The sequence below is a fragment of the Methanobrevibacter sp. TMH8 genome (genome assembly GCF_020148105.1).
GTDB lineage: Archaea > Methanobacteriota > Methanobacteria > Methanobacteriales > Methanobacteriaceae > Methanobinarius.
Window position 1 is genome coordinate 39,744 of the sequence record NZ_JAHLZE010000024.1, and the last position, 23,915, is coordinate 63,658.

Annotated in this window: 19 protein-coding genes; 13 read left to right on the forward strand and 6 right to left on the reverse strand. The window is 23.9% G+C overall.

The features are described from left to right. Positions 1 to 213: 213 nt before the first annotated feature. The gene (locus KQY27_RS05255) at positions 214 to 2,106 is read left to right on the forward strand and encodes a right-handed parallel beta-helix repeat-containing protein (protein ID WP_224425527.1); all 1,893 of its coding nucleotides are present in this window, start codon (positions 214 to 216) and stop codon (positions 2,104 to 2,106) included. A 581-nt stretch (positions 2,107 to 2,687) separates the two neighbouring features. Continuing rightward, positions 2,688 to 4,676, forward strand: a complete 1,989-nt coding sequence (locus KQY27_RS05260) for a DUF11 domain-containing protein (protein WP_224425528.1) — start codon at positions 2,688 to 2,690, stop codon at positions 4,674 to 4,676. A 139-nt stretch (positions 4,677 to 4,815) separates the two neighbouring features. Here the strand turns inward: KQY27_RS05260 and KQY27_RS05265 are convergent, their stop codons facing one another. Then, positions 4,816 to 5,601, reverse strand: a complete 786-nt coding sequence (locus KQY27_RS05265) for an ArsR family transcriptional regulator (RefSeq protein WP_224425529.1) — start codon at positions 5,599 to 5,601, stop codon at positions 4,816 to 4,818. Between the two features lie 260 nt (positions 5,602 to 5,861). Between KQY27_RS05265 and KQY27_RS05270 the strand changes: the two genes are divergently transcribed. Then, positions 5,862 to 6,101 (forward strand): MTH865 family protein, encoded by a 240-nt coding sequence (locus KQY27_RS05270; protein ID WP_224425530.1) that lies wholly within the window; start codon positions 5,862 to 5,864, stop codon positions 6,099 to 6,101. Between the two features lie 309 nt (positions 6,102 to 6,410). Here the strand turns inward: KQY27_RS05270 and KQY27_RS05275 are convergent, their stop codons facing one another. Together KQY27_RS05275 and KQY27_RS05280 are read right to left on the reverse strand one after the other, a co-directional pair. Beyond that, positions 6,411 to 6,866 (reverse strand): hypothetical protein, encoded by a 456-nt coding sequence (locus KQY27_RS05275; RefSeq protein ID WP_224425531.1) that lies wholly within the window; start codon positions 6,864 to 6,866, stop codon positions 6,411 to 6,413. Positions 6,867 to 7,001: 135 nt separating this feature from the next. After that, the gene (locus tag KQY27_RS05280) at positions 7,002 to 7,352 is read right to left on the reverse strand and encodes a hypothetical protein (protein ID WP_224425532.1); all 351 of its coding nucleotides are present in this window, start codon (positions 7,350 to 7,352) and stop codon (positions 7,002 to 7,004) included. 160 nt (positions 7,353 to 7,512) lie between these two features. On the opposite strand from KQY27_RS05280, the gene KQY27_RS05285 reads away from it, so the two are divergent. The 7 genes from KQY27_RS05285 (at position 7,513) to KQY27_RS05315 (ending at position 15,193) form a co-directional block, all read left to right on the forward strand. Further along, positions 7,513 to 7,728 (forward strand): hypothetical protein, encoded by a 216-nt coding sequence (locus KQY27_RS05285; protein WP_224425533.1) that lies wholly within the window; start codon positions 7,513 to 7,515, stop codon positions 7,726 to 7,728. Positions 7,729 to 7,827: 99 nt separating this feature from the next. Continuing rightward, entirely contained in the window at positions 7,828 to 8,055 is a 228-nt protein-coding gene (locus KQY27_RS05290) for an AbrB/MazE/SpoVT family DNA-binding domain-containing protein (protein WP_224425534.1), read from the forward strand. Continuing rightward, positions 8,052 to 8,450 carry a PIN domain-containing protein gene (locus KQY27_RS05295; protein ID WP_224425535.1) on the forward strand — a complete coding sequence of 133 codons (399 nt, stop codon included), beginning with the start codon at positions 8,052 to 8,054 and terminating at the stop codon, positions 8,448 to 8,450. Before KQY27_RS05290 ends, KQY27_RS05295 begins: the two co-directional genes overlap by 4 nt. 197 nt (positions 8,451 to 8,647) lie before the next feature. Continuing rightward, on the forward strand, positions 8,648 to 9,034 hold the full coding sequence (locus KQY27_RS05300; protein ID WP_224425536.1) for an effector binding domain-containing protein: 387 nt from the start codon (positions 8,648 to 8,650) through the stop codon (positions 9,032 to 9,034). A 1,022-nt stretch (positions 9,035 to 10,056) separates the two neighbouring features. Further along, positions 10,057 to 10,662 carry a TetR/AcrR family transcriptional regulator gene (locus KQY27_RS05305; protein WP_224425537.1) on the forward strand — a complete coding sequence of 202 codons (606 nt, stop codon included), beginning with the start codon at positions 10,057 to 10,059 and terminating at the stop codon, positions 10,660 to 10,662. A gap of 1,143 nt (positions 10,663 to 11,805) precedes the next feature. After that, entirely contained in the window at positions 11,806 to 13,656 is a 1,851-nt protein-coding gene (locus KQY27_RS05310) for a hypothetical protein (RefSeq protein ID WP_224425538.1), read from the forward strand. Positions 13,657 to 14,452: 796 nt separating this feature from the next. Beyond that, a complete protein-coding gene (locus KQY27_RS05315; protein ID WP_224425539.1) occupies positions 14,453 to 15,193 on the forward strand; it encodes a CPBP family intramembrane glutamic endopeptidase in 741 nt (246 codons plus the stop codon). Between the two features lie 227 nt (positions 15,194 to 15,420). On the opposite strand, the gene KQY27_RS05320 is transcribed toward KQY27_RS05315, so the two are convergent. Then, positions 15,421 to 17,760 (reverse strand): hypothetical protein, encoded by a 2,340-nt coding sequence (locus KQY27_RS05320; protein ID WP_224425540.1) that lies wholly within the window; start codon positions 17,758 to 17,760, stop codon positions 15,421 to 15,423. A 581-nt stretch (positions 17,761 to 18,341) separates the two neighbouring features. Here KQY27_RS05320 and KQY27_RS05325 point away from each other — a divergent pair. Both KQY27_RS05325 and KQY27_RS05330 read left to right on the forward strand, forming a co-directional pair. Beyond that, the gene (locus KQY27_RS05325; RefSeq protein ID WP_342765744.1) at positions 18,342 to 18,596 is read left to right on the forward strand and encodes a winged helix-turn-helix domain-containing protein; all 255 of its coding nucleotides are present in this window, start codon (positions 18,342 to 18,344) and stop codon (positions 18,594 to 18,596) included. 142 nt (positions 18,597 to 18,738) lie between these two features. Continuing rightward, complete coding sequence (locus KQY27_RS05330) at positions 18,739 to 19,008, forward strand: hypothetical protein (RefSeq protein ID WP_224425541.1); 270 nt, start codon at positions 18,739 to 18,741, stop codon at positions 19,006 to 19,008. A gap of 228 nt (positions 19,009 to 19,236) precedes the next feature. Here the strand turns inward: KQY27_RS05330 and KQY27_RS05335 are convergent, their stop codons facing one another. Continuing rightward, positions 19,237 to 19,647: a hypothetical protein gene (locus KQY27_RS05335; protein ID WP_224425542.1), complete on the reverse strand. Its 411-nt coding sequence runs from the start codon at positions 19,645 to 19,647 to the stop codon at positions 19,237 to 19,239. Between the two features lie 659 nt (positions 19,648 to 20,306). Between KQY27_RS05335 and KQY27_RS05340 the strand changes: the two genes are divergently transcribed. Then, positions 20,307 to 22,946, forward strand: a complete 2,640-nt coding sequence (locus tag KQY27_RS05340; RefSeq protein ID WP_224425543.1) for an Ig-like domain repeat protein — start codon at positions 20,307 to 20,309, stop codon at positions 22,944 to 22,946. Positions 22,947 to 23,141: 195 nt separating this feature from the next. Here KQY27_RS05340 and KQY27_RS05345 read toward each other — a convergent pair whose 3' ends face one another. Further along, positions 23,142 to 23,735: a DNA-3-methyladenine glycosylase I gene (locus KQY27_RS05345; RefSeq protein WP_224425544.1), complete on the reverse strand. Its 594-nt coding sequence runs from the start codon at positions 23,733 to 23,735 to the stop codon at positions 23,142 to 23,144. Between the last annotated feature and the right edge of the window lie 180 nt (positions 23,736 to 23,915).

The following is a 23,915-nucleotide window of genomic DNA, read 5'->3' on the forward strand; positions in this document are numbered from 1 at the left end:
ACGTATTTTTAAAAACACACATGGATTAATGCATATTTTATATGAAACAAAGATTCTGCTTCCATGAGATTTTCATGAAAATCAGACACCTTGCTTTGTAAACAATTTTATATTATAAAAACAATATATTGTATTATACAATTATTTGAAGAAATATTAATATTTAATATATAATTCCATAATTAGTATATATAAAGAAAGGGGGGTGAAAATATGGAAATCTTAAAAAATAAATTTTCAAGTAAAATGATCCTTATCATATTCATATTATTCTTATTATCAATTACAATATCAACAGTAAATGCAGCAGAAAAAAACATAACAAGCAGTGATAATTTAGGCCAAACTATAGCAAATGCATCAAATGGAGATACAATAAACTTAGATGAAGGAAATTACACAAATAATGTGACAGGAATAAACATAAACAAAAACTTAACTATGGTGGGGAAAAACAAAGAAACTACAATAATAGATGCACAAAAAATAGCAAATATATTCACTCTAACAACAGGCAATACTCTCACTTTAATAAACATCACATTAATCAATGGAATAAGGGTTACTAGTGGTGGGGCAATTGAGACTCAAACTGGAACAACACTAAATATAAACAATTGTATATTCACCAATAACAGAGCAGGAAATGCTGGTGGAGCAATTGATAGTGCAGGTATACTTAACATAGCTAATTCTACTTTTAATAACAGTAGAGCTGATAGTTGGGGAGGAGCCATCTATCAGACCGGTACAAATCTTACTATAATTAATTCTACTTTCACCAACACAATAGGTCGCCTTGGTGGTGTAATCTTCAATTCTAATGCAAAACTAATTGTAATCAACTCTACTTTCACCAACAATACAGGAACGATTGGTGGTGCAATTGATACTTTCGCTCCAAATCCTACTATAGTTAACTGTACTTTTAACAATAATACTGGAACTAGTGGTGGCGCAATCAATAATAATGGTGCAAACCCCATTATAGTTAATTGTACTTTCAACAACAACAATGCAACTATTGGTGGAGCAATTTACAACAATGTAGGTGGTGTTAATTCTACTATCAGTAACTCTACATTTACAGAGAATAATGCAACTAATGGTGGAGCAATCTACAATATTGGTGTTAATTGTACTGTGAATAATTCCAATTTTACAAGTAATCAAGCTAGTAATTATGGAGGAGGAATATTTAACAATGGTAGTATGCTAGTCACTGGTAATTTAATGGCAGATAATATTGCGAATGTTTTAGGTAACGAAATCTATAATAATGGTACAATGGGGATTTTAAACCTAACATACCTTAATAACTCAACAATAACTGTTGATAAAAATAGTGATGTTATTTTGTACGCTACTTTAACTGATGATATGGGTAATTCTGTTACAGGTCAAAATATAAGTTTTTATGTTAATGGAATATTTATAGGTGAAGTAGAAGCTATTGAAGGAAATGTAAACATAACATACCTTGCTAACCAAAGCACTGGTATTATTCCTGTTACTGGTAATTATGCAGGTCATGAAGGATTCGACATTATCACAAAAAACGGCCAACTATTAATTGTAGCTAATACCACAGTTAATAGTGAAATTACATTGGACAAAAATGAATACCAAATTAATGAAACAGTACATGGTAAAATCACTATTACTAATACAGACAATAATACTGCGACTAATGTAACAACTAGAGTACTTTTCCCTTTTGGTTTTGTTTTAAATCCTATTAGTGTGGTTGTTTCTCATGGAATTTTTGATCCAAATACTAATATTTGGACTATTGGAAATTTAGCTCCAGGAGAAGTAGCAACAATAACATTCACAGGAAAATTCACAACACCAGGAGAACACACAATCTCAATCGAAACCACAGGAGAGAACTTCGAAATAAGCACAGATTCAGCTTCTACATTTGTAGAAGAAGAACCAGAACCACCAATTCCACCAAAACCTCAACCAGAACCAGAAGAACAAGAAAAAATAAATGAAAACAATGAAATAGCTACAGCTGTTATGAAAGAAACAGGAACCCCAATATTAGCTATCTTAATCGTGTTATTAAGCAGTTTAGGCCTAGTTTATAGGAAAAAATAATATAAATGTTTTTTAGGGATGATTATTTTTTACATCCTTTTATTTTTTTATTTTATCAATAGTAATATTAATTATTATAGTTTAGTTTTAGGAAAGAATATTTAAAAACTTCTTTTATCTTGTTAATTTGATAAAATTCATTTTTTTAACAATTAAGCAAATTTTCGCTTAAATTATTAATAATTCTTTATATTTTTGTGTTATTTATAAATTTTTTAAATATTTTTTAGGTCTCTTATTATTTTTCAACAAATATTAAAAAATCTCTATTAATAATATAATGGCCTATAATTACTATTCTATTATAAATGATATTAATAACATATTATGAGTAATAATATATTAATAATATTTTAATTAGATCATTTTAGTATTAATAATAATAAATAATCTATAAATATATATTAATGTATGAATACTTAATACATTAATAAAATAAGTTATTTAGTTTTAATAGTTTGAAAAATTTTTAATGGATACGAATGATTTAAATATTAGAAATAGTAAAAATAATATTTGGCATTTATAATTATTAAATGACTAATTTATATAATATTGAACTATAAAGGAGGTGGAAAACAATGAAAATTTTAAAAAATAATTTAGCTAATAGAATAATCCTTATCATATCATTATTATTTTTGTTATCAGTTTCTTTATCTGTAGTTAATGCAGCAGAGACCAATATAACAAGTGATGATAATTTAGGTAAAACTATATCCAATGCAACTAATGGAGATACAATAAACCTAGATAATGGAACATATAACACTAACGTGACTAACATAACAATAAATAAAAACCTAACAATAATCGGAAAGGGAGCAAATAATACCATAATAGATGCACAAAAAACTGGAAGAATATTCAACATTGAAAAAGGGAACACCGTAAAATTAATAAACCTCACTCTAACCAACGGACAAATTATAGGATCCGGTGGAGCAATTTACAACAATGGTACATTAATATTAATTGATTGTATATTTAGCAACAATAACCTAACAGGTTCTTATAATGCTGGAGCAATTTACAACAATGGTACTTTAAATATTACTGATTCTAAATTCAATAACAACACAGCTTATTATGGTGGAGCAATCTATAGTAATGTAAATAGTAAAATGATAATTAAAAACTCTGAATTCACTAACAATACGGCCATTTCTGCAGGAGGAGCTATAGATTCTGAAAGGGGAGCATCATTCGATATTAATAATTCTAATTTCATTAATAATAAAGCAGCATCTCAAGGAGGAGCTATATTTGCACAAGACGAGTGGAATGAATCATATAACAATATAACTAACTCCAAATTTATCAACAATATAGCAAATGGAATTGGTGGAGCTTGTTCAATTAATGGTCAAAATAATTTTACTATTAAAAATTCAACTTTCATTAATAATACAGCAAATAATAATGGAGGGGCAATAGAAGATTTTTTCAATGATGGCCTCAGGATAATTGATTCAACTTTCATTAATAATACAGCAAATAATAATGGAGGAGCTATAAATTGTTATTCAATAACAAATATAACTAACTCTAATTTTATCAATAATACAGCAAATAATAATGGAGGAGCTATTTATAACACTTATTATAAGATGAATGTTATTGATTCTTATTTCAATGGTAACAAGGCCATTATAGGAGGAAGCATATTTAATAATGGTAATATGTCAGTTTCTGGTAATATCATGATTAATAATATTGCTGAGTTAGGTAAAATGATATATAACAATGGAAATATAGGTGTTTTAAATCTAACTTATCTCAACAATAAAACAATAATTGTAAATAATAATACATATGTTATATTAAATGCTACATTAACTGATGATATGGGAAATACAATTACTGGGCAAAATATATCTTTCTATGTTAATGGAACATTTATTGATAATCAAACAGCTACCGAAGGATTAGCAAACATAACATTCAAAGTTAACCATGGAAAAGGAATAGTTATAATTGCAGGAGAGTATGCTGGGAGTGCGACATTTAGTAATGTTATCTTATACGGCCATCTGTTAATTGTTGATAATACCACAATAAATAATTCTATTAATTTAGATAAAAATGAATATTTAGTTAATGATACAGTTAATGGGATTGTTAGTATTATTAATAATGGTTCTGAGATAGCATATGATGTTAAAGTTAAAATTAACCTGCCTCCAGAATTTAATCTAAACAATTTCACTGTTTCACATGGTTACTATGATCCTAATACTAATATTTGGCATATTGGTAATTTAAACATCAATGAAGAAGCAACAATGAATTTCACAGGTAAATTCAAAAAAGCAGGCACATATATAGTAGACATCATAAGCAGTGGTGAAAATTTCAACACAACAACAGATCTAGATACAGCATTAGTTAAACAAAATACAACTCCCCCAATTCCTCCTATACCACCAAAACCTACTCCAAAGCCATCCAATGATACAAATAACAATCCAGCAGCAAGTGCTACTATGAAAACTACAGGAATACCAATAAACTTAATATTATTAGTACTTTTAAGTTGTTTAGGAATAATCATTAGGAAAAAACAATGAAACAAAATTATTAAAAAGGATAAATAATTATTTATCCTCATTTTCTTTTTTAATATAATCTATAATTTAATTTTAAAATTCGTATTTATTTAAAATAAAAATTCAAGTTAAGTAAAAATAAATTAAAATCACCTTAAACTTAGCTTTCTATATTTAAAAGTAGTTGTATAATCTTAAATCCTTTTGTTGTAAGCATGTATTCTTTATGATTCTGTTTTTGAAATATTAAATCACTTTTTAGTAGCTTATTTATATGAAAAATCAAATTTCCTCCTCTCAAGTCAGTTAAATTAGAAAGAGCTGAAAAACTTTGAGGTTCAATAGCTATGGATTTTAATATCTTTAATCGTTTTTCATGAGATATGGAGTTTAAAACATTTTGAACTAAGTATTTTTCATCTATATCTGAAATTTTTTTTTCATCTTCATCTTTTTGATTATCATAAATTTTCACTGATTTTATTAGTGCAACATGATTTTCAAAGATATTAGAAACTTCATCAAAACATTGGTCACATTCATCTTTTTGTTTATTTTCTTTAATTTTTTCAAATTCATCATAACTTTTGCTTATTTTTTCATTTGATATATTATCAGGGTTTAAATCATCTGTATGTTTCTTTAAATATTTTTTAAAAATATTTTTACACTGATTTCTCATATCACAGGGGTTTACCATTCTTTGTTCTAATTCAGGATCAATTTTATCGATCATATATCCATTCATAGAATTTATAAACTCATTTTTAAGATTTGTGTACATAAAACTTAAATGTTCTTCATTTGAGTTTTCTGTCATTTTTTTAATATCATTTTGAATATCTTTAACCATATTTTTGATTTCAGATATTGTATCTTTATTATAATCATTATTTTCATTATTAATTTTTTGAAAATCTTTTTTAGAAGTTTGTTTTTGCTTCATTTTACAACCCCATATTATATTTAATAATAAAATCCAAATCAAGTATTTCCTTAATTTTAATCAGTACAACTAAATCATTAATCATGGGAAAATTTTTAGTTATATAACTATAGTTAAGTATATTTTTATGACGAAAAAGTATATATTTATATCTATTCTATAATTTATATTGTAGAACATTTAAAATTTTCCTAAAAATTTAAAAATCTTTTAAGATTTTAATTGTTCAAAAAAAAATATTGTAAAATATAGGTGAAAAAATGTCTGTAAGAGAAGAAATTCATGAGCAAATTGTTGGAGCATTAGAAGGAGCTAAATTTCCTATTAAAACACCAGAAGAACTATTTGATGCATTGCCAGATGGTGCAAATACAACATGTAGATCAGGAGATGTTGTTTTAAAAGCTTCTGATGCTGGAGAAGTTTTAACTTCCGATGATTTTCCATTTGAATCTGCTGAAAGTGTTGCAACAACAATTGTAAACAAAGCAGGACTCTAATTATTAAATAAAATTTTTTTTATTTTTTATTTTTTATTTTTTCAATATTATATTAATTATTAAGCTTAAAAATAATTATTTAATGTTTATATTGGATATATCACATGGAATATCATAAATTTAGTTTTTCTAGTGATATATTTCTACAAACCAATTAACACTCCAAAAATTAAAAAATAAGATTATCAACAGTTAATTTAGTAAATAGTAATAGGTTAGATGGTTATTTTAGTGATTAAAAATTTTCATAAGGTTAATATAAATTAATTTTTATTTTTATAAGTTTATTTTTTATATAAATCATATTTCTTAAAATCCTTGACTTAAAAACGTATATAATAGCCAGACAATAATAACTCCTATAAATAACAACTGTTTCCATGCTCTACTAGGTTTATCTTCAATTGCATAAGACATATATTTTATTGCAGATAATGGTTCTTTTGGCATCCGTTCCTTCGGCAATTCTTGTGAAAAACTGTGAAAATAATTCTGAATTAAAGTCATACCAATCATAAAACCAGTTGCAAAACTTAAAAATTGCATTTTACCAGATACCACAAGTAAAATCAAAAGAATAGCCATAAAAATAAGAAAACCAATATCTTCAATATTAGTTGCACCAGTTTTACCATCATATGCACTATCTAACAATTTCTTCCTACTATCATATTTCACAAAAAAGAAAAAACAAAATTTAATCAAAGAATAAATCATGTAAATTACTAATAAAACCTCTAAAACTAACAATACTGTAATTTCCATCTGAAATCATCCCTCACAGAAAATATCCCTATAAATAATATGTTTTTTATTAAACTTAAAACTAATGATTATTATTCCTAATTTCAAAAAAAATAATCCCAAGACCCATTGCTCAAATCCCTTCAAGTACGTTGTTTATTTTATTTCTTCCCCTAATATTATTTTGGGCATAGTTGTTAGGCATCTGTGAAATCTTTTGATGAAATTTTTTTCATAAGCTAGTTTACAAATTTTACCATGTACCTCTTCATTCTCTAACTCCCAATATAAAACATAGGTTATTTTTCCCACTTTCCGTGTTAACCTTATTGGAGTTTCGCCATTTATTACAGCTTCAAAATCTTTTTGCCTATGTGTTCTTTTAATATATTTAACATCTTTAACACCAGAACAAGAACGATAAAAATCACCAACTTCTTTAATTAACTCTTCAAACTCTTCTTCTTTATTAGTTTTAACTTCATATATACAGATTTCATAAAACATTCAATCACCCTATATTTAAAATACTTAATATATGATTTAACGTTTAAACATTAATAATTAACTATATAATTTACAAGAAAGTATTTTAAATAGATTAAATAGAATATATAAGAGAATTGTTATACTTTTTTAATAACCATGATAGTTAAGATTAACAAATTTGATACTTTATAATTATTATGGAAATAAAAAAACAATTTATAAAAATTATGAGGAAAATATGAAAATTTGTCCAAGATGTGGATCAAAAAATGTTGATTGGTTTGATCCTCAGGATTCAGCAGTTTGGGAATGTAAAGATTGTAACTATACTGGAACTATTATTGAAAAAAATAAAAAAAACCTGAATAAAATAAAAATAATCAGGCACCTATAATAAAAAAAACAGCGAAAGGAATAAAAAGATTTATATTTTTTAAATAGACTGTTAAATTTAAATATAACTACCAATATATTATTAGTAGGAGAATATAATATGACTGTTACAACTAAAATATATGAAAACAACCAAACAGCAATACCTTCTGAAATAAGGAAAAAATTCAATATAGGAAAAAATGACTTAGTAGAATGGTCTATTAATGAAAAAGGAGAACCTACAATAAAATTCAGGAAAAAAACCAGTTTCAAAGACATTAGAGGTAAAGGAAAATTAGATTATAAAACCAACTCTGTAGATTTGAAAAAGGAGCTGTATAAGTGAAAATATTCTTAGATAGTTCTTTTTTAATAGCTTATGTAATTGAAACTGATGAGAATAACAAATTAGCCTATAAACTAGAAAATCAAGGCATATTTGACAATGAGTGTTATATAAGCAATCTTATAATAAATGAAATAGTCACAGTTATAGGAAATAAAATCAATGTAAATTTAGCTATTGATACATATAATGCTATTAAAGATAATTGTACCATTATCAATGAATATAATATGCCAAATTTTAATGATAGTGTAATAAACACATATAAAAAATATAATACTAAATTATCATTTACAGATTGCGCCATACTTGAAATAATGAAAGAACATAAAATAAAAAAATTAGTGTCCTTTGATAAATACTTTGATAGAACAAATATAGAAAGAATACACTAAAAACTTTAAAATTATCTTTAAAACTCATAAAAATGTTAATCCTAATATCAAAGGTTTAAATCTCTCCAAGTCCGTTTTTCAACAATTACTGTGAATATTACTTTTCATTGACTAGGAAAAATTACTATAATAATTATATTCAATATAATTATAAATAGAAAATAATTATTGACATGAAAATATATTAAGGTGATATAATGAAGTTACACAAAGTAAAATCAACAAGAGCTAACAATTTTAGTGATGATATTGCAAAAATTATTGATTTATGGCAAGAAAGTATTATGAGTAATGAAAACTATACTGGTAATTGGTATGGTGTTTATCATGAATATGAAAGTGATTTTAAAGGAGATTATACCTTAAGTATTTGTAATGAGGATATTTCAAGTAATAAAGATAATATAATAATCGATGATAAACAAAAATATGAAACTTTTGAAGTAAAATCTAGAGACGATCTTCCCAAAGTATGGCAAAAGATTTGGGATTTAGAATTAAAAGGACAATTGAAAAGAGCATATACAATTGATTATGAAAAATATTCTAAAAATAATATAACAATTCATATTGCATTAAAATAAAAACAAAAAAAATAATCTTAAAATCAAAGGTCCAAAATCCTTCCAAAATCCATTAACTTCTTCTAAAATTTCAGACTTATTTTTTAGAATAATCTAAATAAAATCACATATACACATACTATTTCTAAAACTAGTAAAAATATCTTTTCTTAAAAACATCTGCTTAACTTTAATATCAGATGAAATCACATTATTATATTCTTTTTTTTATGATAAAGAAATCTCTTCAATACTACTATTTTAAGTTTATCAAATTATGAATTATTACTATTTATTATACTCAGCCCATTGAAAAGAATTATATATTTTAATTTTATCAAAGAATCAATATTCAACCATAAAAACACCATTAAAACCTATAGGTCAAGCATTAATAAAAACATTATTCTTATCAAAAATAATAGAAGATAGTAAATCTGATATAAGTATTATTACCTTAGATTAATTGTTGAAACATTACAAATATATCTTATTTTGAATATCAACAAAAGTATTAACAGTAGAAACACCAACAACAAAAATTAAACAAAAAACATATAAGTCTTCTTATAAAACACCACTTACAAATAGTAATAATAAACATATATTTAGACAAACTACATGATAAATGTATCGATCTATTCATACACAAAATATAAAAACCCTAAAAAACAATGAACCCACACTTCAAAACAAAAAAATCTTCGAAATTCTAAACTTAAGACCAAAATTCAAAATCCCCACAAGTCTGTTTTACAAATTTATAATACAATTTTATTTTATTTTGAATAAAAATTTAACAGATATTTGTTTAATTGATATATTAAGTAAAATTCTCTATTAAATTTATTATCAATATATTTGTAAATAAGAGATAAATAATAACTCAAAAAAATAGTTAAAATCCACAAATAAAATCTAATAATCGCCAAAACCTATGCGAAAAATTTTAAAAAATAAAAAAATAGAAAAAATATAAATGGTAAGTATTTAATATTGATTTAACTAATATATATTATATACTAAGTGTGGATGTTTTTTTTATGAGTACTAAAGATAAAATAATTGAGGCTGCTTTTTTGCTGTCTCTTGAACATGGTTATGATAATATGTCTATAAGAGATATTATTGAGGAATCTGGGGCTAGCTATAGTTCTATTTATTATCATTTTAAAAATAAAGATGATTTATTAAAAAATCTGATCCAGAGGTATATGGTCGATATTAATGAATATCATCATGAAAGGATAATGGGTTTTGATGGTTCTTTTATCGAGAAATTAAATATTCTTTTTTATTATGTCATGGGTATTGATTTGCAAAATGATAAAAAGCCTATTTTAGTAGTCGGAGACCATATTGTCGATTTTAAAGAATATTATTTAATGTTTTTAGGTATATATCATAAACATCCTGAATATCGATATATATTTGATGATTTAAATGAAAAAGGTATTAATTTTTTAACAAAATTCATAGAAAAATCAATTCAAGAGAATGAAATAAAGAAAGATATTAATTCAAAAGACTTAGCACTTTTTATTACATCACTCCTACGAGGATCTATAGATATTTGGACTTGTTCACCTAACGATCAGTTAGACAATATCATTAAAACTAATATTGAGTTTATTAATCAAGTAATATGAAAATCAAACTCCTTTATTAATAATTTTTAATATTCATTATTATCATAATATAATTATGTAAAACTATTTTATAAAGTTAGTTTTCTAAGATTTTTTTATTTTTTTAATGTATGGATCGATATATTTAAATAGTTTAGTGATTATAATAATAATTATAATTATATCTATAGTATTTTGTAAAAAATTTATCCAGTTATATTTCTACTGTAATTCTAAAGTTTGAAAATATTTTTACACTATTGATAACAAATTTTTTAATATAAATCCCAAAAAAGCAATAATATTCTAAAAAAACAAACCAAAACCATATAAATTTCTCATAAAAACCATATAAATTAATAATAAATACTCATTAATACAAGCAATATATAATATATAGATCAAAAATTCATACAAAGCAAAAAATCAGTCACAAAATGATTATAATTATATAAATAAAAAATCCTTTCAAATAACAGAATATAGTGTTGTTAATGGAAAAAAAATCTATTCATACCCCCCTCCCAAATATTCACCTTTATGTTTGGGATTACTTACAGCAATCTTCAGTATCAAATAACATCTCTTTCAACTGAATTTTTTTGATACTGATACTGTAAGTTCATCTAAAGAAACATAATTATTTTTCAATATTATTTTTACTACAAATATTATTATAATTCTTATTTATATCGTTATTGAGTTTATTTTTAATTTATTTTTATCCTTATTTTCTTTTTTTAATATTATCTATAATTTAATTTTAATATTTATATATTTAAAATAAAAAACTGAATAAAATAAAAATAATCAGACATCTATAATAAAAATAATATTAATATCACAGGTTCAAATTTCTCCATTTCTATTTATTGTTTCTTCAATAGGAGACTATTAGCTATTTATTATAAAATTTGATTAATATTGCTCTTTTATTTTATTATATTCTAACATTTTGTTATATATAAATCATTACATAATTTATAAATATTTTTTTTGAGAAATAGGACAAAAAGAATTAGTATTAATTTAAATAATACTTGCTATAAACTTTTATTTACTACTAAACAATTTTTCAAAATATAGTAGTAGATATTAACAAAACTTAGTTTTCCCTAAAATATAGGCATTGATAAAAAATATTAAGATAGGGGTGATAAAAAAATGAAAAAAATAATATTAATCTCAATAATGCTAATTACAGCAATATTAGCAATAAACTCGGCATCTGCAAGTGAAATAACAATAGATGAGAATAGCACTGGAGGCATTAAAGAAGCAATAAAGAATGGTAATTCAACTATTGTATTAGAAAGTGGGACATATAAAGGAGAAAACAACACAAAAATTGAGCTTGATTCTCGACTTAGTAATAATATTACTATAAAAAGCAAAAATCCTAAAAATAAAGCAATAATTGACTGTGAAAAATCATGGTTTATAGGAAATGCAGGAAATTTAACACTAATAAATCTAATAATAATTAATGGACAAGGAATAGAAGACGGAATTACTCAGGGAGTTATTACTAATTTAGGAACAATAACCATTACAAATTGTTCTTTCATGAATAACAATCTAACCATAGGCTCAGTAATTAACAATATCAAAGTTTCAGATCCAGAGGAAAATATTACAGTTGGTAGTGCATATATTATAAACTCAACATTCATCAATAACATTGCCATTCAAGGAAGTGCAATATTCAATCAAGGAAATATAACTATAAAAAATTCTAATTTTACAAATAATTCTGCTATCACTGGAGGAGCAATATATAATAAAGAAGGATTTTTGGAAATTTATTCTTCAAATTTCCTAAACAATAAAGCAACAGGAGACGAAAATGGTGGAGGAGCGATATTTAATGATTACAGTAAAATTCCAATAATTATCGATTCTTGTAGCTTTATTAATAATTTTGCAGGAGTTGGAGGTTCTATTACAAGTAATGGAAATTTGAATATTCTTCGTTCTAAATTTATAAACAATACTGCTACTATGGGTGGAGGAGCTGTTGCATCATCAGGAGGAGAATCAAGTTATATTTGTAATATTTATGATTCATCTTTTAGTAGCAATAGTGCCCCAATCGGAGGAGCAATATTGAATATGGTGACAATGAATATTTTTAATTGTAATTTCACCAATAATAAGGCAAATGAAAGTGGAGCTGCAATAAGTAATTATATTCTTTCTTTAAATATTTCTAATTCTAATTTTAATAATAATTCATCTCCTAAAGGTAGTGATATTTATTTAAATGTAATCCAATTTCCAGTTTTTATTACTTATAATACTTTTTTAAATAGTAAAAATTCTATTTATTATAGTAATACAGACGAAATACTGACTGGAATGAAAGGTAATGTTTCTAATGTTAAAATTAGTCATAACTGGTGGGGAACAAACAATATAAAAGATAAAGTCATTAATGTTAAACCAATAAACTATTTCACAACTAAAATAAAAGCAAATGTAGCTAACAATAAATTATATGTAACTGATAAACTCCGTATATATTACTATTTTGTACTTAATGGTACAAATAACAATGCAAATGCGAAAAATAAACTAAAATACTTTACTACAAGTTTATATTATAATGGAAAACTTTTAAAAAAGATAGATGGACGAGTAAACACCGCACATTCCATTATTTTAAACAAATTAAGTAATACAATAAAAACTAAATCAGAAAAACAAGAATTAAGTATTAAATATACTGCTCGTAAATTAAAAACAGCAAACAGTTTTATAATATCCTATAAAAGCAGAAAATACACAATAGTGAAAATATTACTTAAAGACAACAAGAGAAAAAAGTTGAGTAAAAAATGGATTAAAGTTTACAAAGGCAAAAAATACTTAGGAAGAGCAAAAACAAACAGCAAAGGATTAGCATACCTCAAAATCAGAACATATAAAATCAAAGGCAAAAATAAGATAACAACAAAATACACAGGAACCGGCGTATACACATCATCCAAAAAAACAAAAATAATCAGAATATAAAAAAAGTAAATTTAAAAGAAAGTATGAAAAATTAAAATTATTTTTCATCTCTCTTTAAATTTAAAAAAAGACAAACTATTAAAAATTACTTTTAATTTGCTAACTATAATAATATTTCATTATTTCTTTTTATCTAATTTTTTTATTTCAAATATGTAAAATAAACTCATAAAATTTCCTAAAAATAAATTAAACTCTGTAAACAAGTGTTAATATTGAAATCAAAGGTTTAAATCCCTTAAATAGATTTTAAATTGATTTTTAAACTTATAACTTTAGTAACTACTTATCTAAAAAATAATGTGAATAAACTTTTATGTATAAAATATCCCAAAAAAGAAACCAATGTAAGATTATACTCAGAATAATCAAAAAGAGCTTAATTCATCATGAAAAAAGTCTAATAAAAAAATCACTATAAATAAAAAAATTTTTGGCTATTTGTTGAATAATAGGAATAATCACTTATTTTATATAAAATCAGTTTCTAAGTAAATTATATTATTAATATTTTGTTATGATTAAAATTTAATACTATAAATATTATAATGTTGGATTTTTCAATAGAATAGTTGAACAATTGAAAAAGAAAAGTATAAATATATAAAATTCTAATATGAGATAGGTTATTATGAATTTGTTTTTAAAGAATGTTTTTAAGGGGAAAAGAAGGAATGTATGGTTTTATTTTTTGATTTTATTCATTTCTTATATTATTTTAAATTTGGTCAATGCTTTTGTTCAAATGGTACCAAGTTTATCTATTAACAATTTTTTTGGATATCTTATTTATTATATGAAAAATATAGGAAATCTTGGTCATATTATTGGTTTTGGGATTTTTATACTTTTAGCTGTAAAGTTTATTCATAAAAGAGATATATTTTCTGTTATTAATATCTCTAATTTATCTTCTAAAACTGAATCTTGGATAAAAAAGATAAGATGGAATAATTTTTTAAAAGGAATTCTTATTTGGGGAGTCATAGCATTCATACAGATGATTCCATATATAATTTATCCAAATTATTTTATTTTGAATCCAAGTACTAATATTCTTTTCATAATTATTTGTGCATTGCTTTTTATTCCTGCTCAATCAATTTCAGAAGAAATAGCATTTAGAGGATATTTAAATCAAGGCCTATTTTTAAAATTTAAAAATCCATTAATCATAATATTAATTAGTTCTTTAATATTTGGATTATTACATGAGATACCTTCAAATATTGATTCTTTGTTTTATTTTCTTAGTACATTCACTTTTGGTATTATTCTTTCTTTAGTTGTGTTAACAGAAAATGGACTAGAAACTGCAATGGGGATGCATGTTATAAATAACATATTTGCTATTTCACTTATTAGTGAGTTAGGAGCTACTGCACCAATTTCACTATTTATTCAAACACAAGAAATACCATCCAGTATTTTCGGTTCTCTTGATCAAAGTATGGAACTTATTCTCTACTTAATATTTTTAATAATTTTAATTATATATAAACGAAAAGAAATCAAAGCATTATTTATAACCAAATAATGATTATTATTATAATTATTATCTAAAATCTTGTCTGTTTTCTTTTATTTTAAAATTTTTTTAATAAATTAATAAAAAATAAAAAATAAGGATAAAGATAAGGATAAAAAAAATAAATTAATAAAAAATTAATAAAAAATAAAAAATAAGGATAAAAAAATGAATAAATAAAAAATAAAAAAATAAGGATAAAAAATAAATTATCCTCTTTAAAAATTATAATTTTATTATTTTCTTCTTACAATTAAACCTAAACTAGCTAATAGAACTAATAAAACAGCTATTAATGGTATTCCTGTTGATTTCATTGATGCACTTGTTATTATATTTTTTGCATGTTTTTCATCAGTATTATTATTAGGATTTGGTTTATTCATAGTTATTTTGATTTTGTTTTTTGCGTTATTAATCAAAGTAGTGTTTTCATCACTACTTGACATAGTTGTTTTTATATAGTAAGTTTCAGTTTTAAAAGCTTTTGAATTTAAACCTAAGACTATATTGTCATTTTCAATTAATTCACTTAAAGGTTTAAGAGTTAATCCTAAGACTAGATTGTCATTTTTAGTCAATCCATTTATTGTCCATGTTATAGTATTTGAATTTCTATCAATTTTTATTATACCTTTATTTAAAGAGCTTATAGCATTAATAATTTCAAATTCTTTTGGAATATTGAATTTTACTGTAATGTTTGTAGGTTGAGATGAATTAGTGGATATTGGATATTTAATTACTATTTTAGAATCTTTTTTAGCTTCAATTGAAGGTTTGTCAGTATCTAGAATAACTGTCTTATTTGTCCCATTTGAAGTGAATATAACATTTAAACCAATTAACTGGTTATCTGCTAAAGTTTTTATATAATATGATTCATTTTTTCCATTGATGGTTTTTGTATAGTTGAATGATCTTGCATCTGAATTAGTTGTTGTATTATCAATATCTTGAAATATATCTTCAAAATACGGCAATAATGTTTTATCATTGTTTATATTTTTATTATTGAGTTCTAATAAAGATTTCAATATTACTTTTGTTCCTTTAGGAAATTTAATATTATTTCCATTTGAAATAATCTCATGATTGTTAGCATATATTTTAAGCATATACCAGTTAGTAATATTCAGATCTCCAACATTATCTTTAAATTCATTAGATATATTGTTTATACCCCACCAGTTAAGATTTGCATTTGTATTTAAACCATTATTTATAAGACTTGAGTTTGTATTGTTAACCAATCGATTGTAATTTATTGTAGTTTTATTTCCTTCATTGTATATACCATATACATTTTTTAATAGATTATTAGAGAATATTTTATTGTAATTACCATCATTATATATTCCATATAAAGATTTAGTTATATTGTTTGATTTAACAGTAGTATTGTCACATAATAGATAAATTCCATATTCTCCAGTAATTTTATTATTATAGATTTCATTATTAATAGCAGCTGAAGATGAGGATGTATCCATTGAATAGATCCAAGTTCCAACATAACTAGAAGTTATATTATTGTTATATATTTGATTATTTTTAATATTAATACCATTTATGTTATTTCCACCTATAATTGAAACACCAATAGCGGAATTTCCATTACATATTATCTCATTGTCATGAATCTTATTATTTAAAGCTTCATTTTGATTACTGTTCATGTAATTAGCTGTTACATATATTCCGCCTGCATAATCTCCCATATTAGTATTATTTATCTTATTGTGATTAATAACATTATTTTTATTGGATTTTCCAGAGATCACAATTCCATTTTGTTTTGTTTTTAGTTTGTTTTTAGAAACAACGTTATTTTTGGTAGTACCATTTGTACTAATTATATTAATACCACTACGTCCATTTCCAGTTGTATTTATGTTATTTTCATTAACTTTGTTATTTCTAATTTCTCCAGTAGAAGTATACATATATACCCCACTTCCACCTTTTGTGGAAATATTATTATTTGAGATATTATTATTTGATACATTGCCATTACTAGTCCAGATTGCAATTGGAACCTTACTTTCTGCACCTGCAGTTGAAGAATTGTTGTTTATTTGTATATTATTGTTAGAAATTGTGTTATTTTCTACATTACCATAAGTTCTGAGATATATTCCATGTTCATTTGCTGAAATATTATTTTTTGAAATATTAAGTCCCGTTAGATTACCATTATAATATTCTGAAGTAATACCTTTGTTATAATTATTTATATTAAATCCTGAAATCATGACATCAGCAGATTTAACAATAAATGCATTAGATTTTATATTTCCTACGAGATTAACAACACCATTACTTAAAAGTTTTAAAGGTTTTGTTATGTTTAGATTAAATATAAAATCATAGTTCCCCTCATTAAATATTATTGTCGAGCCTTCTTCAGCACTATTGATTAAATTTTGTATATTAGTTAAACTCATTGTATTATTAACATTAATTTCTGAAGCACATGCACTTGGAATAACTAAAAATAATACTACTAAAAACATTGAAAGATATATTGGTACTTTTTTAAGGACTTTACTATTCTCATTGTTTTTAATAAACATTTTACCCCCTTTTTCAAATTTTTCAATATTTTATTTTTTTTTTCAATATTTTATTTTTAAAATTTTTTTACTAATATTGACTATTTTTAAAATTTAAAAGTAATTTTAGACTATTACATATAACCCCCTCCATTATATGGAATAATAACCTATAAACCATATATACATATTTCAAAATTAGATACAATTAATGTAAGAAATTTTTACAATTTATATACAAATCTATCACAAAATAAATTTACAACTTCAATTGTATGCTAATTGATAATAAAAGTAATACTAAATGAAGATAATCATTAATATGATAGAATCATATATTAATGATAAAATATTAAATAGTAAAAAATAAAACTTTAATTTAATATTATTCAAAATAAAGAAATATTTATTAATTTTTAAACAAAAATATCAATATATAGTAATAATAGTTAAAAATAAAAATATAGCTTTTAAAAATTTGTAAAATAGCTAATTAACTATTAAAAATATTTTAAAATATTTTAAAATATTTATTGTTACTTATTTGATAATTTATAAACAATATGGGGAAAAACATGAAAAAAATTTTACTATGGTTAATAATGGGCACGAGGGGTGGATTAAACCGTGGCAGAATAATAAAAGCATTGCATAAAAGACCTTTTAATGCTAATAACCTTAGTGAAAGCTTAAAACTCAATTATAGGACTGTTACTCATCATTTAAATATATTAGAGGAAAATAAAGTAGTTACTAGTGTTGGGGAGAAGTATGGGAAAATTTATATGCTTTCAGATAGTATGGAAAAAAATTATAGTGAATTCGATAACATTTGGATACAATTAGTAGAAGATTAAATTTATAGATTATAGAATTAGAATAATACTTAGTTAAACCACCTAATTAATAATTGATAATGGTTAATAATTAAATAGAAATTAAACTATCTTAAATTAAAATTTAATAAGGGCTTAGAAAATTGAATAGGGAGTGAAAAAGATGATTGATGCACAGAAAATAATAGAAATAATTTTAGTTATTATACAAATAATTATTCTAATGGGTCTATTCAGAATATATTATAATAATTATAGAAAAGTTAAAATTGGATTTGCGATTGGACTCTTGTTATTTACAGTAATACTTATAATAGGAAATGTATTTGCTTTAATATCTCTTTTTACATCAGAAAGCTTTTTACCAATTGTTGAAAACTTAATAGAACTTATAGGAATTGGATTATTATATTATATATCAAGAAGATATTAATAAAATAAAAACAAGCTAAAATGTAATAATATCTAAAAAAATTTAATTAACAACCTCCTTAAGATAGATATAAAAAAGAAAGAACTTTAATGTCAAAACAAAATCCACCAAACGTATTTAGAAAATAATTTAGTCAATAAATTACTCATGTTTTATTAAAAATAACATGATTTTTAAAGAATAAATCTTATTTTAATAAATCCTCTGACCACATTATCTAATTTAAGATTATTTTTTAGATAATTCCTCTAATTTTTCAAGAGCTATTGGTAGTCCTTTTGCCTCTTTTTTAACAGCATATTTAAGAATAAATGCTAATGGTCCAGAAACTTTTGCATAAAGTTTTACTTTTATTTTACCATTTTCTTCCTTCATTTCATGACCAGCATCCATTGTACAAAATAGAAATTTTGATCTGCATATAAAAGATTCATTTTCGACACATTCAGCTATTGTGAATGTTGATTTTGATCCATTAGCTAGTTTCATTGAACCTTTTGTTCCATTTTCAAAATTTCCATCTAAAGATGAATATTCAACACTAGAAATCCATTGATTCCAATTTGGAATATCTGTCCATATAGCCCACATTTTTTCTTTTGTTGTGTTAATTTCCATTGTCCCATGTGTTTGATACATTTTATTCCTCCAATATCTAATTAATACTCTTTAATCTTTTATTTATTCGTGAACTAATAAAGTTAATTTCATAATTAAGTATAATAATAATTTAATGTTTATCTAAGCATGGTTAAATATTTATTCTATATATCTTAAGACTTCTTTTCCTTTTTCGGTTAATTAATAAATTCCTTTGTTTAAATTCTTAATTTAATAATTATTCTATACAATTATAGGTATTTTTTAATTATAATTTTTTATATTAATCATATCACAAAAAAGATTAATAAATAAATAATTTTTAGATAAATAATTTTTAAAAAAATTAAAAAATATTACTTCATAGATAACAAGAAAAATAATAAAGATATAATAGATTAAATACTTATAATTCACTAATTTTTAAAATGCTCTTCTTATTCTTCCACTAAACTATTAATTAAAATACTAGTTTTTGTGTAGTTATTAGCTTAAATTGTTAGAGATAAAACAATGAATTATTAAAAAAATAAATAAATATATGTCTATTTATTGAATTGATTGTTTTTATAATAACCATTATATTTTAAATATTATTATTACTATAAATATATTAACATGTTCATGTAAAAAAAAATCTTTTTGTATACATGAAACATTTATTATTCATAAAAATTATTTTAAAGGGGGTGAAAATAATGCAATCATATATAAAATCATTTACAAAAATAATTTTTTCATTATCTGTTCTAATAATCCTTTTTGCCTCATTATCCTCTATTCAAGCTGTTGATATTGTTATTAATAATGATACGGCCGGAGGTATTAATGGAGGTATTGATACAATTGGATCGGAATCTGATATAAATAACACCTTAACTTTAAATCCTGGAATCTACAATAAAACTAGTGATATAAACACAAGTATCAATTTCAGTGGTAAAAATATTTTAATCAAAGGTAATGGTTCATCAGACCAAGTAATAATTGATGCAAGAGGGATTGGAAGGATTTTCAATATCACAGGAAATTCAAACATCACATTTGAAAATATCACATTTATTAATGGATATATTAATAATGGTAATGGTGGAGCTCTTTATATAACATCTGGAACTGCTACTATCAATAATTGTGTATTTAAAAATAATAGTATTAATAGTTCAGGTAATCCTGCATATGCTTATGGTGGAGCAATCTATAATTCTGCTAATAATCTTTTTGTTAATAATTCTGAATTTACTAATAATTGTGCATATGCTGAGGGATCAAGTTATATTGGTGCATATGCATATGCTTATGGTGGTGCAATTTACAATACGGGGAATAATTTCATAGTTAATAAGACAAATTTCACTAATAATACTTTATTTGTTGATGTTTGGGCAAGTTACATGTCTTCATATGGATATGCTTATGGTGGTGCAATTTACAATAATGGAAGTAATTTTAATGTAATGAGCTCTAACTTTATTGGTAATAATATTACTATTTACTCCTATGCTTATGATAATGATCCTAATGCTTATGGTGGAGGTTCTTCTATATTTAATGGAGGAAGATATTCAACTATATCTAATTCTAGTTTTACTAATAGTACCTTATATGCAGAAGGAGATTCAGAATATGATAGTCTTCGTGGATTTATAGCAGGTAGGGATATATTTAATAATATTAGTGATATATCTATCAATTATAACAGCATAAATGGAAACTACACAAATAAAGTTTATTTTGCAAATATCAATAATGTAACTGCTGATTATAACTGGTGGGGACAGAATAATATTTCAGGATATACTAATATTAACACAATCAATCATTATATATTAAATATTGTTAATACTACTAGTTTGACTGGGCTCGTTATTGGAGATCAAGTGATTTTTAAGCTTTTAGTTTTAAATACAACATATGATAATACAGGTGTGGAATATTTGCCCTATTTTGTTATTAATGGAACTATAAATGGTTTTAATTTTAACAGCACATGGGATGATAGATTTATTTATCAATTAACAATTAATAGAACTGCAATGCAGGATATATATGCTCATCTAGATATGCAAGATGCAGATCTACATTTTTATGTTATGATGACAACTAACTCAACTATTACCATTAATCCAAATAATCCCCATATTGGTGATGTTATTACTATCACAGGCCAATTAGCTAATTACACTAATATTTCTCAGATTAATGTTACTGTTAATGGTGTTACCCACCTTGTTAATGTAAATAGTACTGGAGGATGGACTTTAACATATACCACTGATCAAATTGGCAATTTAATGATTATTGTGAACTTAACAGGAAATCCAAATTATACTGATTTCACTAATTCAACAATATTCAATGTATTAAAGAAGGATACTAATTCCACTATTGTTGTTAATCCTAATAATACTCACATCGGCGAAAATATTGTTATTTCAGGGCAATTAGCTAATTATACAGGTATTACTCAAGTTAATGTTACTGTTGATGGTATTACATATCTTGTTAATGTAAATAGTACTGGAGGATGGACATTAAACTACACAACAATAAACACAGGTAACATATCAGTTATCGTTAGTCTAGTTGGTCATTTGAATTATACAAATTTCAGTAATATGACTAATTTTTTAGTTAATAAGTTTAATTTAAATATTTCTGCTGAAATTCCAAATGGAACTGTTGGTGAAACCGTTAACATTACTATAAAGCTTAATGAAACTATTAACACAACTGCAAACATAACCATTGGTAATAAGACTTATAACAATGTTGTTTTTGTTGATGGAGTAGCTATCATACCATATCTTATAACAGAACCATATTTTGGTAGTTTGAAAGTTACTTTTTCTGGAAACAGTGATTATAATAAAAATAGTGTTAATGTGAATGTTAACTTTAAAGCACCTACTAAAATTATCACTGATAAAATAACCAGCAATGAAAATAAAAACGTAATTTTGTCTGCTAAGTTAGTTGATCATAATGGAGAACCATTAAAAGGCAAAACCTTAAAATTTTATGTTGATGGGAAATATGTTGGTGATGCTATCACTAATACAAAAGGAATAGCATACTTAAAATACACAACAAAGAAAGCCGGAAATTTCACATTTAAAGTTGAATTTATTGGCGATAATCTTTTCCTCTCTTCAAATAGTAGTAATGTTTTAACTGTAATAGAAAATCCTAATCCTATCCCAGAACCTAATAATACAACTAATAAAACAAACAACAATCCAACAACAAGTGCTACTATGAAAAATACAGGAATGCCAATAATAGCTATAATATTAATATTATTAAGTAGTTTAACTTTAGTAGCTAGAAAAAAATAATCTTAAAAACTTTTCAAATGATAAATTAATTTATTTTATCATTATTTATTTTAATTTAATCTAATTTAATGATTTTTAAAAAATTTCTAAAATGTATTAAACTTTTAATTTTTATAACTTTTAATTTTTAATTTAAAAATTCAATATTATTTCTACTATTATATAATCTAAAATAATTTTAGACATTATTTAATTTTAAACATGATATTTAAAGGAGCAATCCTCTACATGGTCATTTACATAACCTAATGCTTGTAAATATGCATAACAAATTACTGGACCAAAAAATTTGAATCCTCGTTTTTTCATATCTTTACTTATAGTTTCAGATAAAGGTGTTGAAGTTGGAATTTCATTCATAGTTTTCCAATGATTTACAATTGGTTTTCCTTCTGGTAAAAAGGTTTTCAAATAATTACGAAAGTTACCAAATTCTTTTTGTATTTCTAAAAAGTGCTGAGCATTGGTGATTGTAGCTTCTATCTTTCCTCTGTGGCGAATAATTCCACTATCTGTTACCAAATATTCCACATCCGCTTCAGTCATATTAGCGACTTTTTCGACATTAAAATCTAAAAAAGCATTTCGATAAGCATCCCTTCTTTTAAGGATTGTTAACCAGCTTAAACCTGCCTGTGCACTTTCTAACACTAAAAATTCGAACAACGTCCGGTCGTCTGTAACTTCTTTCCCCCATTCTTCATCATGATATTTAATGTAAAGAGGGTCTGATTTACTCCATTCACAACGTTTTATATCTATTGATTCTTCATTATCATTTTTTGGCATATTAATCATCAATTATTAAATTAATCTGTTATATTATAATTTATAATTATATATTAACATATTTTAGTATTCATTATCATTATCTATTAATTATATTATTATATATTTAATAAATATAGTCAAAGTAAAAATCATCTAAAAATATAATATTATAAATATTATAAATAAGTAATATTAGTA

Excerpts from the sequence above, each read along its gene's own strand:
- KQY27_RS05275 (WP_224425531.1), bottom strand. The coding sequence starts at position 6,866 with ATGGAAATTACAGTATTGTTAGTTTTAGAGGTTTTATTAGTAATTTAC.
- KQY27_RS05280 (WP_224425532.1), bottom strand. The coding sequence starts at position 7,352 with ATGTTTTATGAAATCTGTATATATGAAGTTAAAACTAATAAAGAAGAA.
- KQY27_RS05290 (WP_224425534.1), top strand. The coding sequence starts at position 7,828 with ATGACTGTTACAACTAAAATATATGAAAACAACCAAACAGCAATACCT.
- KQY27_RS05330 (WP_224425541.1), top strand. The coding sequence starts at position 18,739 with ATGATTGATGCACAGAAAATAATAGAAATAATTTTAGTTATTATACAA.
- KQY27_RS05335 (WP_224425542.1), bottom strand. The coding sequence starts at position 19,647 with ATGTATCAAACACATGGGACAATGGAAATTAACACAACAAAAGAAAAA.
- KQY27_RS05340 (WP_224425543.1), top strand. The coding sequence starts at position 20,307 with ATGCAATCATATATAAAATCATTTACAAAAATAATTTTTTCATTATCT.
- KQY27_RS05315 (WP_224425539.1), top strand. The coding sequence starts at position 14,453 with ATGAAAAATATAGGAAATCTTGGTCATATTATTGGTTTTGGGATTTTT.
- KQY27_RS05345 (WP_224425544.1), bottom strand. The coding sequence starts at position 23,735 with ATGCCAAAAAATGATAATGAAGAATCAATAGATATAAAACGTTGTGAA.
- KQY27_RS05325 (WP_342765744.1), top strand. The coding sequence starts at position 18,342 with ATGGGCACGAGGGGTGGATTAAACCGTGGCAGAATAATAAAAGCATTG.
- KQY27_RS05265 (WP_224425529.1), bottom strand. The coding sequence starts at position 5,601 with ATGAAGCAAAAACAAACTTCTAAAAAAGATTTTCAAAAAATTAATAAT.
- KQY27_RS05320 (WP_224425540.1), bottom strand. The coding sequence starts at position 17,760 with ATGTTTATTAAAAACAATGAGAATAGTAAAGTCCTTAAAAAAGTACCA.
- KQY27_RS05260 (WP_224425528.1), top strand. The coding sequence starts at position 2,688 with ATGAAAATTTTAAAAAATAATTTAGCTAATAGAATAATCCTTATCATA.
- KQY27_RS05305 (WP_224425537.1), top strand. The coding sequence starts at position 10,057 with ATGAGTACTAAAGATAAAATAATTGAGGCTGCTTTTTTGCTGTCTCTT.
- KQY27_RS05255 (WP_224425527.1), top strand. The coding sequence starts at position 214 with ATGGAAATCTTAAAAAATAAATTTTCAAGTAAAATGATCCTTATCATA.
- KQY27_RS05270 (WP_224425530.1), top strand. The coding sequence starts at position 5,862 with ATGTCTGTAAGAGAAGAAATTCATGAGCAAATTGTTGGAGCATTAGAA.
- KQY27_RS05310 (WP_224425538.1), top strand. The coding sequence starts at position 11,806 with ATGAAAAAAATAATATTAATCTCAATAATGCTAATTACAGCAATATTA.
- KQY27_RS05300 (WP_224425536.1), top strand. The coding sequence starts at position 8,648 with ATGAAGTTACACAAAGTAAAATCAACAAGAGCTAACAATTTTAGTGAT.